This window comes from Dyella sp. 05T440 (genome assembly GCF_056395965.1).
On record NZ_JBFTKN010000008.1, the window covers coordinates 93,106 to 110,507 of the forward strand.

Here is a 17,402-nt window from a genome sequence, read left to right on the forward strand (position 1 = left end):
ACACCTTCTCTCGACAGGCGCCGGCGTAGAGTAATCGGCCTGCACTCCTCAGCGAGGGGATAGGCCTTGAACAGCATCGTCACCGGTGAGTTCCCCTATATCCACGGCTTTTCGTCCGAGGAGCAGTCGCGGCTGACGCGCCAGGCGCGCATGTTCGAAAATATCCTGTTCAGCCGCATCGATTTCAGCGAAGCCAAACAGCTGCTGGAAGTGGGCTGCGGCGTGGGCGCGCAGACGGAAATCCTGCTGCGGCGCTTTCCGCACCTGGAACTGACCGGCGTGGATCGCTCCGAGGCGCAGTTGGCAGCGGCCGAGCGCAATCTTGCGCAGTCGGCATGGTGCACGTCGCGCTATACGCTGCAGCAGGCCGATGCCACCGACCTGCCGTTCCCGGATCGCAGCTTCGACGCTGCCTATCTGTGCTGGGTACTGGAACACATGCCCAGCCCTGCGCGCGTGCTCAGCGAAGTCCGCCGCGTGCTGAGCCCGGGCGCGGTGGTCTACGTGACCGAGGTGCTCAACTCGTCGTTCTTCCTCGATCCGTACTCGCCGCACCTGCTGCGTTACTGGATGGCCTTCAACGACTACCAGTACGACAACGGCGGCGATCCGTTCATTGGCGCGAAGCTCGGCAATCTGCTGCTGGCGGGCGGCTATCGCGACGTGCAGACCGAGGTGAAGAGCTTCCACCTCGACAACCGCCAGCCCGGCAAACGCAAACAGATGATCGAATTCTGGCAAGAAGTGCTGTTGTCGGCAGCCGACCAGCTGGTGGCTGCCGACAAGATCGACACCGCCACGGTCGAAGGCATGCGCGGCGAATTGCAGGCCGTGCGCAACGATCCGAACGCGGTGTTTTTCTTCGCCTTCGTGCAGGCGCGGGCGCTGGTCTACTGAGAGGAACGCATCACCCGGCGAGCTTCGACGACTGCAGCTCCTCGGTGTAACGCGACGAGCGCACACCCTTGCTGTCGTAGTACTCCTCGACGGACTTCACGAAGCGCTTCTGCTCGGGCACATACCAGAACGCCTTGTACAGGCGACCGCTCGCCGTGTGCGGATGGGTGACCTGGCTCTGCGAAACGCTCACCGCGCCGTCCGCATCCACATGACCGCGCGCATCGCTGGATACGGAAGGCGCCACGACGGCGCTCCACTGACCCTGCGCCTCGATCTTCAGTGCCTTGAACGCGCCGGCCGGTACCTGCACGTCTTCCCAGCCGACGACGGTGTATTCGCTCCCGAAGGTTTCGCTGGTGTGCTGGCGGTTCGGATTGGCTTCGGTGTACTCCACGCGCCACTTCTTGCCTTGCGTGAGCGGGAACGCCAATGGCCGGTTCACCACTTGCTGCTTGCCATTCACATCGCGCGAACGGCTCCAGTCGAGGCCAACCAGATGCTCGACGGCTGGCTGGCTGGAGCCGTCCTGCTTGTTGGCGACCAGCACGCTGTCGCCTTCGATTCGCTCGACGGTGACGGTTTCATTCTTGCGCGACCACCCTTGCGGGCCCGACTCCACCGTATCGACGTAAACCCAGCTGTCGCCCGCCTTCAATGCCGGCGCCTGCACCGACTGCGCGCACACCGTGCCGCACAGCAATCCCGCTGCCAAAAACCACCACCGTCCAATCATGACGCCTCCCCTGTTGGTTGCTGGCGCAGGCTAGCCGAACACCAAAGCAGGTTCATGCGACAGGGACGCAGGAAGCTGTGCGCAGGCAGCGCACAGCGAGGGAAATCAGGCGCCAGGTTTCACCACGAAGCCATACGCCGCCAACACCGGCTTCAGCGTGGCAATCCACAAGGCATAACCGGCCGGCAGCATATGCAGGCCATCCGGGCGGAACAGCTCGGCGCGCGGCTTGCCTTGCGCGTCCAGCATCACCGGGGCGATGTCCACGAAGCGCACGTTCTTCTGGGTGGCCGCCCAATCGCGGATTTCGTTATTGGCCGCCTTCATGCTCGGCCAAAGCGCGAGGCGCGCGATGCTGGGCTTGATCGAGATATAGACGATCGGCACGCCGGGCACGCCTTCGCGCGCACGCGCGACGAACTGCTGGAACGAGGCGAGCACCTGGTCGGGCGTCGCGCCATCGTTGATGTCGTTGTCGCCGGCGTACATCACGATCAAGTTGGGCTTATAGGGCCACACGATGCGGTCGGCGTAATAAGTCGAATCGGGCAGCGCCGAACCGCCAAAGCCGCGGTTGATCACCGGAATGCCGGGAAAATCCTGCCCCAGCGACTTCCAGAACTGGATGGAGGAGCTGCCGATGAACAGCACGCCATGCTGGGCAGGCGGATGCTCGTGATCAGCGGCAACGAAGGCAGCGATATCCGGCTGCCAGTGCGAGGGCGGCGCGCTGTCCGCGTGCGTGATGGCCGAAGCCAGCAGAGAAATCAGGCCGAACGCCAGCCAGCTCAATCGCTTCATTCGCTCGCTCCTACATCAGGTGGGGAGCGTTCGATTATGGATGTCTCGACAGGTATGTCCAACTTGCTCAGATGAACGGGGCGACCCATGGGCACCTCCGGTCACCGCCAGCCCGCCACTTGTCCCAGCAAGGGCGCTATTGGTCACTCCACGCTTGTCCTGCATGCTCGCCGGGGCACAGTGACGACATCTCATGCCGCCGGAGTCCACCATGCATCGCCGCGATCTGCTGAAGGCTGCGCTCGCCCTGCCCTTGCTGCCCTGGGCGCTGTCGCCCTCGGTCGCCACGGCGCGCGAGGCGCTCAAGGGCATCACCCATCTGCGCGCGCGGGTACGTCCCGGCGATCCGGGCTGGCCCAGCGAGGCTCAATGGGAGCAGCTCAGGCGCGCCGTCGGCGGTCGCCTGCAACGGCTGCAGTCGCCGTTCGAGCACTGCGACGGCGGCAATGCCGCCTGCCAGGAGGCGCTGAAGCAGGTCAGGAATCCGTATTTCCTCGGCGACACGCCCTCGCTGACCCAGACCAGCGGCTGGGTGGACGCCTGGACCTCGCGTCCCAGCGTTTACGCCGTGGCCGCCGAGCAGACCAGCGATGTCGTGGCGGCGGTGAACTTCGCCCGCGAACATCACCTGCGACTGGTGGTGAAGGGCGGCGGCCACAGCTACCAGGGCACCTCGGACGCGCCCGACTCCCTGCTGATCTGGACGCGCCACATGAACCAAATCGCCCTGCATGACGCGTTCGTGCCCCAGGGCTGTGCCGATACGCAGGCGCCACGTTCCGCGGTGACAGTCGAAGCGGGCGCCATGTGGGTCGATGCATACACGGCGGTCACCACCCAGGGCGGGCGCTATGTGCAAGGCGGCGGCTGCATGACGGTAGGCGTGGCAGGCCTGGTGCAGAGCGGTGGCTTCGGCAGTTTCTCCAAGCGCTTTGGCACGGCCAGCGGAAATTTGTTGGAGGCCGAAGTGGTCACGGCGGACGGCAAGGTCCACGTGGTCAACGCCTGCCGCGAGCCGGAACTGTTCTGGGCCATCAAGGGCGGTGGCGGCGGCAGCATTGGCGTGGTGACCAGGCTGACCCTGCTCACGCACGAGCTGCCGGACACCTTTGGCGCGGTCTTCGGCGCCATCGAAGCCGATTCCGACCAGGCGTTCCGCGCGTTGATCGGGCAAACCATGCGCTTCTACCGTGATGCCTTGTTCAATCCGCACTGGGGCGAGCAGCTGAAGTTCCACGGCGGCAACATGCTGCACCTTTCGATGGTGTTCCAGGGCCTGAGTCAGCAGGAGGCCGAACAGGTGTGGGCGCCGTTCTTTGCATGGATCAGGGCGCGCCCGGCGTATCGCTTCAAGGAGGAAGCCCACGTCATCGCCCTGCCCGCGCGGCATTTCTGGGACGCGGAATTCTTCCGCCAGCACGCGCCGCAATTGATCGTGTCCGACAGCCGCCCCGACGCACCGCGCGATCACGTGCTATGGGCCGGCGACGAAGGACAGGTCGGCCAGTTCATCCACGGCTATCGCTCGGGGTGGCTGCCGCAGTCGCTGCTGGAGGAGCGTCAACTCGATGCGCTCGCCGACGCCATGTTCGAGGCAACGCGCCACTGGGGCTATTCGCTGCACTTCAACAAGGGCCTGGCCGGCGGCCCCACGGATGCCATCGCACGTTCGCGCGACACCGCCATGAACCCGGGCGCGATGGACGCCTTTGCGCTCGCCATCACCGGCAGCGAGAGCGAGCCGGCCTTCCCCGGCATGCCGGGCGCCACGCCCGACCTCGACAAGGCCCGGCGCGAGGCGGCCCGGATCGACCTGTCGATGAATGCCCTGCTCAAGGTCGCGCCGGGCGCCGGCTCCTACGTCTCGGAGAGCAACTACTTCGAGCGCGACTGGCAACGCTCATTCTGGGGCGCCAACTACCCGCGCCTCGCCGCCGCCAAGCGCCGCTACGACCCGGACGGCTTGTTCTTCGTCCATCACGGCGTGGGCAGCGAGGACTGGAGCGATGACGGATTCAGCCCCCGCCGCTGAGGCAACCATCCAGGCCCCCGCCTGCACCCAGCCAGGGACCGCCTGGGACATCCTTGGAGTATTCTGAGGGCTTGCCCTGCCGCCCCAGGGCGGCCCAGGCATGCCCGGGAGTGCCCCGGAATGAGCCGCAAAGCCGTCCAAATGGCTGAATCGGCATGAAATCGTCATGTCCCGGCTGCAAGCTGAGGCTGCAATCCCGGGGTAGGCCGTGTATCATGCGCCACCCCCTTTCATCTCTCTATCCGTAAGGAAGGATATATACCGCGATGAGCAACTTCCTCTTCACCTCCGAGTCGGTTTCTGAAGGCCACCCGGACAAAGTCGCCGACCAGATCTCCGATGCCGTCCTCGATGCGATCATCGCGCAGGATCCGCGTGCGCGCGTGGCCTGCGAAACGATGGTGAAGACGGGCGTGGCGATCGTCGCCGGCGAGATCACCACCAGCGCCTGGATCGACCTGGAAGCGCTGACCCGCAAGGTCATCGTCGACATCGGCTACGACTCTTCGGACGTCGGCTTCGACGGCGAGACCTGCGGCGTGCTGAACCTGATCGGCAAGCAGTCGCCCGACATCAACCAGGGCGTGGACCGCAAGAAGCCGGAAGAACAGGGCGCTGGCGACCAGGGCCTGATGTTCGGCTACGCGACCAACGAAACCAAGGACTTCATGCCGGCTGCGATCTACTACTCGCACCGTCTGGTCGAGCAGCAGGCCAAGGTCCGCAAGAAGAAGAACTCGCCGCTGCCGTGGCTGCGTCCGGACGCCAAGAGCCAGGTCACCCTGCGTTACGAAGACGGTGTCGCCACCGCCATCGACGCCGTGGTGCTGTCGACCCAGCACGATCCGAGCGTGAAGCAGAAGGATCTGATCGAAGCCGTGCGCGAGCACATCCTCAAGCCCGTGCTGCCGGCCAAGCTGCTGCACAAGGGCACCAAGTTCCACATCAACCCGACCGGCAAGTTCGTGATCGGCGGCCCGGTGGGCGATTGCGGCCTGACCGGTCGCAAGATCATCGTCGACACCTACGGCGGCTGGGCCCGTCACGGTGGTGGCGCGTTCTCGGGCAAGGATCCGTCCAAGGTTGACCGTTCGGCTGCCTACGCTGCGCGTTATGTCGCCAAGAACATCGTGGCTGCCGGCATCGCCGACCGCTGCGAAGTGCAGGTGAGCTACGCCATCGGCGTGGCCGAGCCGACCTCCATCTCGGTCACCACCTTCGGCACCGGCAAGATCGCCGACGAGAAGATCGAGAAGCTGATCCGCAAGCACTTCGACCTGCGCCCGTACGGCATCATCAAGATGCTCGACCTGGTGCACCCGATGTACCAGCAGACCGCCAGCTACGGTCACTTCGGCCGCACCCCGTACGAAGTGAAGGGTCCGGACGGCAAGACCTACACCGCGTTCTCGTGGGAAAAGACCGATAAGGCCGAAGCGCTGCGCGCCGATGCCAAGCTGAAGTAAGCACCGCTTGCTTCAACACGAAAACGGGCCGCGAAAGCGGCCCGTTTTTTTGGAAGATGCGGTGTCGCTGTCTCGAATCGTCGGCCTAGCGAACGCGCGTGAAGTAGTTCGTCTTCATGACGGGCGTGCCGCTTTGTCCGGGATAAACCGCTGTCTCGACCATCGTATGTCCATCGGGCAGTGCCGAATAAATACGCGTCGAAACCAGCACGCCCTCCTTCTGCAGCGCCATCACCAGCACATTGGGCGCCGGCTGCTTGAACGTCCCTGTGTCCGCCTCGGGACTGTTCGTGATGACCGTGGACGATCCATCGAGTACCGGCGTGCTGGCGGAATGCACCTCTTCGCCGGGGCGATAGACAATATCGACGTGCATGTTCCAGGTGTTGCTGCCTGCATCGCCAAACGTAAACCGCACGCTCTTCGGACGCTGTTCGGGCGGCGCCGGCATGCGTGAGGTGTCCAATGACCAGCTGCCAAGCAGCGGGGCATTGATGGCGTGTTTTGCAGAGGCGTCTGTCGATGATCCGAGTGGCGCAGCCACAGTCAGCGAGGACGCCAGGGCGACAACGGATGCCAAGACCAAGGCTTTGAGCGTGAGCTTCATGTCCTGTCCTTTTCTTCCCAGGTTTGCGGGGTCGACGCTCAGAGTGTCTTCCATCAACGTGCGCTGAGCCCAGGGGCCAACATGTTGGCTTTGAGTTGCGACGACATCTTTTCCACGCGACGGCATCGCCGACACCGCATCATCCCCCCAAAACAAAACGGGCCACCCGCAGGCAGCCCGTTATCGCAATCTGGTTTGACCAACGCTTACTTGTCCGGCGACCCACCAGCCGAGGCGACCTTCTGGCCAGCAGCCGCAGCGACCTTGGTGCTGCGGGCGGTGGTGGCGGGACAGGTGGCGCCTTTTTTCTTCTTCGAGCAGGTCGCCGCGGTGGCGACGGTGTCCGCCTTCGAACCGCGGCGATGGTGGCGGCGCGAGGCCGGCGTGGCGTCGGCCAGGGCCGTGCCCTTGGCGGCGACACTGCCCTTGCCGCGGCGGGCCTTGCCGCTGGCCAGGCCTGCCGGTGCTTCGCCAGCCTGGGCCACCAGTTCGGACGGCGTTTCCTGGTTCTCGAAACCGTCGTCGAGCAGGCGCGCCATCAGGCGGTCACGGGTGGCGGCGGTGCGACCGCCCATCACCACGGAGAACAGGCGGCGACCATCCTTGACGGCGGTGGAGGCGAGGTTGAAGCCCGAGGCATTGGTGAAGCCGGTCTTCAGGCCGTCCATGCCGGGGTACTTGTCCATCAGGTTGTTGTGGCCGCGCACCAGGTGACCGCGGAACATGAAGTCCTTGGTCGAGAACAAATGCGCGTACTGCGGAAAGTCGTGGTACAGCGCCATGGCCAGCTTGCTCATGTCGCGGGCCGTGGTGGTGTCTTCCGGGTCGGGCAGGCCCGAGGCGTTGGCGAAACGCGTGTTGCTCATGCCCAGCAGCTGGGCCTGCGCGTTCATCATTTCGACGAAGTGACCTTCCGAACCGCCCAGACCTTCAGCGACCACGGTGGCGGCGTCGTTGGCGGACTTGGTGATCATGCCGAGCACGCAGTCTTCGACCGTGATGGTCTGGCCGTTGCGCAGGTCGAGCTTGGTCGGCGCCTTGGCGGCAGCCCACGAGGAAACGGGAAGCTCCTGATCCATCTTGAGCGTGCCGTTCTGGATCGCCTGGAAGGCGAGGTACATCGTCATCATCTTGGCCAGCGAGGCCGGATGGTTCGGCTCGTCCGCATTCACCGCAGTGATGACCTGGCCGTCGGTTTCATTGATGACGATGGCGGCATAACCCGCATGAGCCACGCTCGCGAAACAGCCGGCGACGCCTACCAGCATGGCCAGTAGACCTTGGCGCCAGGATGCTCCCCTGGCCAGCGTGTTGGACTTGATAGCCACCCCAGTTCCTCGCTCTCGCCACCGCTTCAACCGGCGTTACAAACCCTGAACCGCAACACAGCGCCACGGGTCAAGACAATACTTGAATTACATCACATAAGTCCATGTTTCCATGGACGATAAAACAGCGACGGCGCATCGGCGCCGTCGTAACGTAAATTTCACCGTGAAAGCGATGTCTACGCGTCAAGGGAGTGTGCCCGCAAATGGCGTATGGCGAAAGGCTTATTTGCGTGTAGGCGCGAACTTTTTTCGTTAAAAAACAATTACTCCGCCAGACGCCCGCCCCGCTCACCGGCCACGGCTTTTTCTCCTCTAGCGTTCCCTATCGGCAGACGCGCGTCGGGATTGAGCAGCAAAAGCGAACGATCGACACGACGCATCCCCTAAAATGTCCGGATGTCCCTAATCCAACTTCAGCGCGTCGACTTCAGCATCGGCGGCCCCCTCCTGCTCGAACATGTCGACCTCTCCATCGAGACGAACGAGCGCGTGTGCATCGTCGGTCGTAATGGCGAAGGCAAATCCACCTTGATGAAACTCATCAGCGGCGAACTCAAAGCCGACGATGGCGAAGTGCGTGTGCAAAACGGCGTCGTCGTTGCGCGCATGGCGCAGGAGGTGCCGCAAGACACGGCCGGCAGCGTGTTCGATGTGGTCGCGCAAGGCCTTGGCGACCTGGGTCGATTGCTCGCCCGTTACCATCACCTGCTCGCCGAAGGCGACATGGATGCGCTGGGCGATGTGCAGACGCAGATCGAAGCGCAGCACGGTTGGGATCTCGACCGACGCGTCACCGATGTGTTGACGCGGCTTGAGCTTCCCGGCGATACCGATTTCGCAGCGCTCTCGGGCGGCATGAAGCGTCGTGTGCTGCTTGCGCAGGCGCTGGTGCGCAAGCCCGACGTGCTGCTGCTCGACGAGCCCACCAACCATCTCGACATTGAAGCCATCGGCTGGCTCGAAGCATTCCTGCGCCAGTTCGAAGGCAGCATCATCTTCATCACGCATGACCGTAGTTTTCTGCGCGCACTGGCCACGCGCATCGTCGAGATCGATCGCGGCCAGCTCACCGACTGGCCCGGCGATTACGACAACTACCTGCGTCGCCGCGAAGAACGCCTGCACGCCGAGTCGCAGGCCAACATCCACTTCGACAAGAAGCTCGCGCAGGAAGAAGTGTGGATCCGCCAGGGCATCAAGGCACGGCGCACGCGCAACGAAGGCCGCGTGCGCGCCTTGAAGGCGTTGCGCGTGGAACGTTCGCAGCGTCGCGAACTCTCCGGCAACGTCAAGATGACCATGGCCAATGCGCAGGCCTCGGGCAAGAAGGTGATCGACCTGGAGCACGTGCACCAGAGTTACGGCGGCCGCGTGCTGATCGAAAACCTGAGCACCACCATCATGCGCGGCGACCGCGTGGGCATCATCGGCCCCAACGGCGCCGGCAAGAGCACGTTGCTGAAGATCATGCTTGGCGAACTCAGGCCCGATCGCGGCCACGCCACGCTGGGCACCGGCATCCAGATCGCCTATTTCGACCAGCATCGCGTGCAGCTCAACGACAAGCTCAACGCGCTGGACAACGTGGCCGAAGGCCGCGAATTCATCGAGCTCAATGGCTCGCGCAAGCACATCATCGGCTACCTGCAGGATTTCCTGTTTTCGCCGGAACGTGCGCGTGCGCCGATCACGCGACTGTCAGGCGGCGAACGCAATCGACTGCTGCTCGCCAAGCTGTTCGCGCAGCCGTCCAACCTGCTGGTGATGGACGAACCAACCAACGACCTGGACGTGGAAACGCTGGAGCTGCTGGAAGAGCTGCTCACGCAATACCAGGGTACCTTGCTGCTGGTGTCGCATGACCGCGAGTTTCTCGACAACGTGGTATCCAGCACGCTGGTGCTCGAAGGTCACGGCAAGATCGGCGAATACGTGGGCGGTTACACCGACTGGCTGCGCCAGCGTCCGTCGGCATTGGCGCCTTCGATCAAGTCGCTTGAGAAGACCGTCGCAGTCGCCGCGGCGCCAGTCGTAGAGGCAAAGCGCAAACTCAGCTACAAGGATGCGCGAGAGCTGGAGCAGTTGCCGAAGAAGATTGAAACTTTGGAAGCCGACATTGCCGCGCGCAGCGAGGCGATGAACGATCCGGAGTTTTTCCGGCAGGATAATGCCGCGCTGACCAAGGCGAATGAGGCGTTGTCCAAGTTGCAGGCGGAGTTGGATACGGCTTACGCGCGCTGGGCAGAGTTGGACGCTTGAGGTTGCGTGTGTCGCGCACAGGGTGCGCTCCCACAACGAGCACTCCTTTGTGGGAGAGCACCCTGTGCGCGACTGCCTCAGTCTCAACCCGTATTCTGCAACCCCTGCGACACACCATTCACGCAGGCCACCAGCGCAGCAAGCAACGCTTCGTCGCTTTCCCCACCTTCGCGCCAGCGCTTGAGCAGGTCGACCTGAAGCAGGCTCATCGGATCGACGTAGGGATTGCGTAGATCAATCGAAGTCGCCAGGCGTGGCGCATTCTGCAGCAGGCTGTCGTTGCGCTTGAGCTGCATCAGCCAGTGGCGGGTGCGCTCGAATTCCTCGCGAATCAGGCCGAAGAACGGTTCGTGCAGCGAGCCGGCGAGTTTGGAGAACGCCTCGGCGATGCCAAGGTCGCTCTTGGCCAGCACCATCGACACGTCGTCCAACATATTGGCGAAGAACGGCCAGTCGTGCGCCATTTCGGACATCGCATGTTCGCCGTACTGCGCGGCGCCAAACTCCAGTGCGGTGCCCAGCCCGTACCAGCCCGGCAGAATCGAGCGGCACTGCGTCCACGCGAACACCCACGGGATCGCCCGAAGATCCTGCACGCCGCGCATGCTGCGGCGACGGGCGGGGCGCGAGCCCAGCGTCATGCGCTCGATCACATCGATCGGCGTGGCCGAGCGGAAGTAGTCGACGAAGCCCTCGCGATCAACGAACGCCCGGTAATGCTCGCGGCTACGCGCTGCCAACAGGCTCATGCGATCGCGCCAGGTGTCTTCGCGCGCCTCGTGCGTGCGCGGGCGCAGCGATGCACGCAATACGGCACCCACGGTCTGCTCGAGATTGCGCAGGGCCAGTGCGCGTATTCCATATTTGCGGTGGATCACTTCGCCCTGCTCGGTCACGCGCAACACGCCGGCCACCGAACCGCGCGGTGATGACATCAAGGCGGGGGTGATGCGCGAGCCACCGCGACTCGCCGAGCCGCCACGACCGTGGAAGAACGACAGGCGAATATCGGCATCAGCCGCCACGTCCAGCAACTCCACCTGAGCGCGCTGCAAACCCCAGCGAGAAGCTAGCGTGCCGCCATCCTTGCCGCTGTCGGAATAGCCGAGCATCACCCACTGGCGATTGCCACGCGAAGCGAGATGATCGCGATAGACGGGATCGTCCAGCAGTGCGCGCAAGGTCGCCGGCGCATTGGTCAGGTCGTCCACTGTTTCGAACAGCGGCGCCACGTCCAGCGGTACGCGTCCCTCCTTGCTGAGACCGCCGTAGCGCGCCAGTGCCAGCACCGCCAGCACGTCCGCTGCAGAACGCGCCATGCTGATGATGTACAAGCCCAGCGAATCCGCACCGTAGCGACCGCGCGCCTCGCGCAATGTGGCGAACACATCGTGCAGCGCAGTGACAGTGGCGTCGTCACTCTTGGGTAGCGAATCCTGGCCACCTGCATACGGGCGCAGGCGCTCGGCGCGCTCATGCGCATCACGCGAGGACCAGTCCTCGTCCTTCAACAGTTGCCCCAGCGCATCGTCGTGCACGCGCGAATCCTGGCGCACATCCAGACGCGCGAGGTGAAAGCCGAACGTGCGCACGCGCCAGATCAGTCGACGCACCGCATAAGCGCCCGCGTGCAGGCCATGGTGGTCGATCAGGCTCACCGCGATCAGGCGCAGGTCGTCCAGCAGTTCGTCGGCGCAGGTGTAACCCTCGGGATGATCGTCCTCGAGCGTGGCCTGCAGACGCGCACCGATGATGGTAAGCAGGCTGCGGTACGGCATGTCGGCATGGCGCGGCCGCACCATGGCCGCGGCTTCCGGAAAACGCGTGCGATAGTCGAGCAGGCGGTTGGCCAGATCGCTGCCCACATGCACGCGATCTTCCGTCTGGCTCAGCAGGCGCGCGAGGCCGGCGATATCTTCGATGTAATGCTCCAGCACATGCGCGCGCTGGGTGGAAAGACTGTTGGCAATGGTGGCGGCGCCGACATTCGGATTGCCGTCCATGTCGCCGCCCACCCAGGTGGCAAAGCTCAGCAGGCGCGGGATCGGCACGGCCACGCCGTAGACGGTTTGCAACGCATCGGCCAACGATTCGTAAAGGGCCGGCACGATGCGATAGATGGGATTGGCGAGATAGAAGCCGACGTGGTGATGCTCGTCCTGCACGGTGGGGCTCACCGACGAGGCTTCGGCAGTCTGCCACCCGGCGCTCAAGGCCATGAAGATGCGGTCGTCGTCTTCCTTGCGTTCCTGCGGCGTGCGCGTGGGATCGAAATTGTCGACCAGGGCGCGCACGATGGACTGCTCTTTTTCCAGCAGAGAGCGACGCACGGCTTCAGTCGGGTGCGCGGTGAAAACTGGTTCCACCTGTAACCGTTCCAGCCATTCGATCAGCTCGCCTGCTTCCACGCCTTGCGCCTTCAGCCGCATCAGTACGTCGAGCAGCGACTCGGGCTGAGGTGCTCCGCCTTCACGCTGATAGTCGCGACGACGGCGGATGCGATGGATGCGTTCGGCGATATTCACCGCCTGGAAATAGGTGGCAAAGGCACGCGCCAGCGACTCGGCCTTGTCGGTATCCAGCCCGGTAAGCAGGCTGCCCAGCACATCCAGCGGTGCTTCTTCCACGCGGCGCTCGATGGCCGCGGTACGGATGCGCTCGACCTCCTCGAGGAAGTCCGGCGAGATCTGCTCGGCCAGCATATTGCCGACCAGGGTGCCGAGGCGGCGGACGTCTTCGCGCAGAGGCGCGTCGTGCGGGGCGAACTCAGGACTGCGGTGCTGGTTCATCGATGCCACGTTGCGGATGTCTGGACGTCCAAGACTACCCCAAGCGGAGGACTTTTGTGCATTGCCACAAAATCGTTCAGCGACATCAAGAAAGCGGGACGAATGCAACGTCCCGCTCCCTGTTCAAACGTTACGACTCAGGGCGCAGCCATCGCCTTGCCCGCGGGCTTGGCCTGCTTCACGTACAGGTCCAGCCAGCTGTTCATCTCCGCCAGCATCTGCATGATCGATTCGCGCGCACGATAGGCATGCGCCTCGTTCGGCAGCAGGACCAGGCGCGAGGTGCCGCCCAATCCCTTGATGGCGGCATACATGCGCTCGCTCTGGATCGGGAAGGTGCCGGAGTTGTTGTCCTGTTCGCCGTGGATCATCAACAGCGCGTCCTTGATGTTCTCCGCATAGTTGAATGGCGACATCGTGTTGTAGACGTCCGTCGCCTGCCAGTAGTTGCGTTCTTCCGACTGGAAGCCGAACGGCGTCAACGTGCGGTTGTACGCGCCGCTGCGCGCGATGCCTGCCTTGAACAGGCGCGTATGCGCGAGCAGGTTGGCGGTCATGAACGCGCCGTACGAATGGCCGCCCACCGCGATGCGATTGCGATCGGCCACGCCACGGCGCACCACTTCGTCAACAGCGGCTTCGGCGCTGGCGACCAGCTGCGGGATGTAGGTGTCGTTGGGCTCTTTGCTGCCCTCGCCCACGATAGGCACGGAGAAGTTGTCCAGCACCGTATAGCCCATGGTGAGGAAAGCCTGCGGGCCCCAGTAGCTGATGCGGTTGAACCTGTATGGCGAGTCGGTGACCTGCCCGGCCGCATCCGCCGATTTGAACTCGGCCGGATAAGCCCACATCAGCATCGGGCGCGGGCCATCCTTCTTCGGATCGTAGTTGGGCGGCAGATACAGCGTGGCCGTGAGTTCCACGCCATCCTTGCGCTTGTAACGGATCTGCTCCTTCTTCACGCCCTTCAACTGCGGCAGCGGATTGGGAAAATGGGTGAGCTCGTGCAACTTGCCGTTCGCGGCCAGATCACGCACGTAGTAGTTGGTCGGCTCAGTGGGCGACTCGCGCGAGATCAGCGCACGCGTGCCCTGCGCATCGAGCAAGACCTGCGGGTCCTCGTAGTAAGGCGCCTGCGACTGGAACAGCCGCGTGCTGCTGCCCGACTGCAGGTTCACGCGGTCGATGAAGGGACGATCGCCTTCGGGCGAGGCGCCTTCGCCGAGGCGGTAGATGTTTTGTCCGTCGGCGGTGACGATAAGGCGCGATTGACCGTGCTCGTCGAGCATGGTCGCGGGCGTGCCGGGATCGCGATAACGATCTTCCGACGAGCCCTCGCGTACGAGGGCCGGCGCTTGCGCCGGGTGATCGGGCGATACTCGCCATTGCTTCACGCGGCGCGTTTTCCACCAGAACTCGTCGATCAGCGCCAGATCGCCGTTGGCCCAGTACGCACCCGCGTAGCGACTGCCAAGCTTGGCCAGCGTCACTGGCGCCTGTTCGAACGGCGCCGACTGCATCTGTACGATGTCGCGGATATCAGACTTGCGTGCCGGATCGCCGCCGTCCTGCGCTTCGGCCCACACCAGCGTGGCCGGTGCATCGGCACGCCAGGTGATCTCGCGCACGCCGGTGGGCACGGCGTCGTTGCCGGTGGGCAGGCCTTCCACCAGCGGCAGATGGGCGATCTCCTTCACCAGCTTGCCATCGCGATCGAGCACTTCGATGCGACGCGGGAAGCTATCTACGGGAACGAGGTAGGAGAACGGACGCTCCACGCGTTCGCGCAGCAAATAGTGCCCATCAGGCGACGGTGCGAGTCCAAGCGTCAGGGCAGGCTCGCCGAGCTTGGTGACCTTGCCGTCCAGCGACACCAGCGCGGACTGCGAGCGCAGGTAGTACTCGAACAGCTTCGCATCGTCTTCGTTGCGCAGCATGTCCTCGTAGGTGCGGATGGCCTTCACGCCACTGCCTGCCTGCGTCTGCTGCGTATCGGGACCAGTCGGTATGCTGTTGCCGACCGGTGCTGCGCCCTGCCCCTCTGGCTGCAACTGCACCAGCAGCTGCGAGCTGTCCGGCATCCAGCGATAGCCGCGGCCGGCCACGGTGTTCAACGGCAGCGAGATCAGGCGACGTGCCGAGCGCGCGCCGATATCGACCAACCACAATTCATTGGTGCCTTCGCGCGCATTGACCTGGTTGAAGGCCAGATAGCGCTGGTCCGGCGACCACGCGGACGTCGCGATGGAGAGCGGTTTGGGCAGACCCTGCGGGCGGATTTCCTTGCCGGTGGCCACGTCCATCAGCCACAGGTCGCTGCCGAATACGAAGCGGCTCTGCGCATAAGTGCGGGGGTTGATGCGCAGGCCGGCCAGTTTCAGTTCCGGCTGCGCCACTACGTCGATGCCTGGCAGTGGCGGCGTCTGGGTGAGCGCCAGCAGATCGCGATGCGGGCTGATCGACAGCTGTGGCGGGCGCGGTGCATCCACCAGGGCCTGCAAGGGTGCGGGCGGTGCGAGATAGCCCGAAGCCGGCGCCGTGACGGGCGCTGGGGCCTTCGAATCGGCGAGCACGAGCGGTGAGGCGGCCAGCAGCAAGCCGGCGAGAATGAAACGGCGCAGCGACCTATCCATACGAGGCAGTCCCCTGTGTCATGACTCCTGCGACATTAACCCTTGGGCGGCCAGCGGAACCAGGCCATCAGTCATGGTTCGGCTGAACCGGAGGGGCGCCGGCCACGAAACCATCATCGAGGGACGCTATACTCATGCGTCCCGTCGAGGGGCGCTGCGACCGCGGCTCCGTGCACACCCAAGCGTGTTCCACGAACCCGGCCAGGCTCGACGGATTTTTCCTGTAACGGCGCCCGGTTAACGATGCGACTTGTTCAGTCGCAACACCCGGAGCTAAGCCAAATGAACGCAGTTACCAAGGATTCCGCCTCGCAGGACTTCAAGGTCCGCGATATGTCGCTCGCCGATCTCGGCCGCCGCCGCATCCGCATGGCCGAAGAAGAAATGCCGGGCCTGATGCAGATCCGCGCCCGCTACGCCAAGGAAAAGCCGCTCAAGGGCGTGCGCCTGTCCGGCTCCCTGCACTGCACGAAGGAAACCGCCGTGCTCGCCGAAACCCTGCGTGAGCTGGGTGCCTCGGTGCGCTGGGCCTCGTGCAACATCTTTTCGACCCAGGACGACGTGGCTGCCGCCCTCGCCGCCGGCGGCCTGCCGGTGTTCGCCTGGAAGGGCGAGACGCTGGAAGAGTACTGGGAGTGCACGCTCGACATGCTGACCCACCCGGGTGAGCTTGGCCCGCAGCTGATCGTGGACGACGGTGGCGACGCCACCTTGTTCATCCACAAGGGTGTGGAACTGGAAGACGGCAGCGACTGGGTCAACACGCCCAGCGGCAACCACGAAGAGCAGGTCATCAAGGACCTGGTCAAGCGCACCGCCGCCGCGCGTCCGGGCTGGTTCAAGAAGATCGCCGCCGAATGGAAGGGCGTCTCCGAAGAGACCACCACCGGCGTGCATCGCCTCTATCAGCTCGCCGAAGCCGGCAAGCTGCTGGTGCCGGCGATCAACGTCAACGACTCGGTGACCAAGAGCAAGTTCGACAACCTGTACGGCTGCCGCGAATCGCTGGCCGACGGCATCAAGCGCGCGACCGACCTGATGGTCGCCGGCAAGGTGGCCGTGGTGTGCGGCTATGGCGACGTGGGCAAGGGTTGCGCGCATTCGCTCAAGGGCTTCGGCGCTCGCGTGATCGTGACCGAGATCGACCCGATCAACGCCCTGCAGGCCGCGATGGAAGGCTTCCAGGTCACCACCATTGAAGACACCCTGGGCCTGGGCGACATCTACGTCACCACCACCGGCAACAAGGACATCATCACGCTGGAGCACATGGCGGCGATGAAGAACAACGCGCTGGTGTGCAACATCGGCCACTTCGACAACGAGATCCAGATGGATCGCCTGAACACCGCCAAGGGCGTGTCGCGCGAAACCATCAAGCCGCAGGTGGATCGCTACACGTTCGAGCAGACCGGCCGCAGCATCTACATGCTGGCCGAAGGCCGCCTAGTGAACCTGGGCTGCGCCCATGGCCACCCGAGCTTCGTGATGTCCAACAGCTTCTCCAACCAGACGCTAGCCCAGCTCGACCTGTGGGCGAACAAGGACTTCTACGACAAGACGGTCTACCGCCTGCCCAAGAAGCTGGACGAAGAAGTGGCTCGCCTGCACCTGGAGCAGATCGGCGTGAAGCTCACCAAGCTGACCCCGGACCAGGCTGCGTACATCGGCGTGCCGGTGGATGGTCCGTACAAGCCGGATCATTACCGTTATTGATCGTTGCCTTCGGGTAGATCGAAAAGGGGCCGCCGCAAGGCGGCCCCTTTTTTTGGGCGGTGAGGCGAACGGCGTCGCGCACAGGGTGCGCTCCCACAGTTGGGCGTGCGACAAACCTGTGGGAGCGCACCCTGT

The 17,402-nt window shown here is 64.1% G+C and carries 11 protein-coding genes and 1 riboswitch; of the genes, 5 read left to right on the top strand and 6 right to left on the bottom strand.

The features are described 5' to 3' along the window. The first annotated feature begins 75 nt into the window (after positions 1-75). Positions 76-897 carry a class I SAM-dependent methyltransferase gene (locus AC1DE1_RS12315; protein WP_477175195.1) on the top strand — a complete coding sequence of 274 codons (822 nt, stop codon included), beginning with the start codon at positions 76-78 and terminating at the stop codon, positions 895-897. 10 nt (positions 898-907) lie between these two features. On the opposite strand, the gene AC1DE1_RS12320 is transcribed toward AC1DE1_RS12315, so the two are convergent. After that, positions 908-1,633: a hypothetical protein gene (locus tag AC1DE1_RS12320; RefSeq protein ID WP_477174991.1), complete on the bottom strand. Its 726-nt coding sequence runs from the start codon at positions 1,631-1,633 to the stop codon at positions 908-910. 105 nt (positions 1,634-1,738) lie between these two features. Continuing rightward, positions 1,739-2,434 carry an SGNH/GDSL hydrolase family protein gene (locus tag AC1DE1_RS12325; RefSeq protein WP_477174992.1) on the bottom strand — a complete coding sequence of 232 codons (696 nt, stop codon included), beginning with the start codon at positions 2,432-2,434 and terminating at the stop codon, positions 1,739-1,741. Positions 2,435-2,645: 211 nt separating this feature from the next. On the opposite strand from AC1DE1_RS12325, the gene AC1DE1_RS12330 reads away from it, so the two are divergent. After that, on the top strand, positions 2,646-4,466 hold the full coding sequence (locus AC1DE1_RS12330) for an FAD-dependent oxidoreductase (protein WP_477174993.1): 1,821 nt from the start codon (positions 2,646-2,648) through the stop codon (positions 4,464-4,466). Between the two features lie 266 nt (positions 4,467-4,732). Continuing rightward, entirely contained in the window at positions 4,733-5,932 is a 1,200-nt protein-coding gene (gene metK / locus AC1DE1_RS12335; RefSeq protein WP_477174994.1) for a methionine adenosyltransferase, read from the top strand. A gap of 85 nt (positions 5,933-6,017) precedes the next feature. Here the strand turns inward: metK and AC1DE1_RS12340 are convergent, their stop codons facing one another. Both AC1DE1_RS12340 and AC1DE1_RS12345 read right to left on the bottom strand, forming a co-directional pair. After that, the gene (locus AC1DE1_RS12340) at positions 6,018-6,665 is read right to left on the bottom strand and encodes a hypothetical protein (RefSeq protein WP_477175196.1); all 648 of its coding nucleotides are present in this window, start codon (positions 6,663-6,665) and stop codon (positions 6,018-6,020) included. Between the two features lie 80 nt (positions 6,666-6,745). After that, positions 6,746-7,867, bottom strand: a complete 1,122-nt coding sequence (locus tag AC1DE1_RS12345) for a D-alanyl-D-alanine carboxypeptidase family protein (RefSeq protein ID WP_477174995.1) — start codon at positions 7,865-7,867, stop codon at positions 6,746-6,748. Positions 7,868-8,266: 399 nt separating this feature from the next. Between AC1DE1_RS12345 and AC1DE1_RS12350 the strand changes: the two genes are divergently transcribed. After that, positions 8,267-10,129: an ATP-binding cassette domain-containing protein gene (locus AC1DE1_RS12350; RefSeq protein ID WP_477174996.1), complete on the top strand. Its 1,863-nt coding sequence runs from the start codon at positions 8,267-8,269 to the stop codon at positions 10,127-10,129. A gap of 83 nt (positions 10,130-10,212) precedes the next feature. Here AC1DE1_RS12350 and ppc read toward each other — a convergent pair whose 3' ends face one another. Together ppc and AC1DE1_RS12360 are read right to left on the bottom strand one after the other, a co-directional pair. After that, positions 10,213-12,918: a phosphoenolpyruvate carboxylase gene (gene ppc, locus AC1DE1_RS12355; RefSeq protein WP_477174997.1), complete on the bottom strand. Its 2,706-nt coding sequence runs from the start codon at positions 12,916-12,918 to the stop codon at positions 10,213-10,215. A gap of 137 nt (positions 12,919-13,055) precedes the next feature. Then, positions 13,056-15,551, bottom strand: coding sequence for a S9 family peptidase (locus AC1DE1_RS12360; RefSeq protein ID WP_477174998.1), 2,496 nt, complete (start codon positions 15,549-15,551; stop codon positions 13,056-13,058). A 140-nt stretch (positions 15,552-15,691) separates the two neighbouring features. Continuing rightward, positions 15,692-15,793, top strand: a riboswitch (S-adenosyl-L-homocysteine riboswitch). Between the two features lie 40 nt (positions 15,794-15,833). Between AC1DE1_RS12360 and ahcY the strand changes: the two genes are divergently transcribed. Then, positions 15,834-17,267: an adenosylhomocysteinase gene (gene ahcY / locus AC1DE1_RS12365; RefSeq protein ID WP_477174999.1), complete on the top strand. Its 1,434-nt coding sequence runs from the start codon at positions 15,834-15,836 to the stop codon at positions 17,265-17,267. The last annotated feature ends 135 nt before the right edge of the window (positions 17,268-17,402 follow it).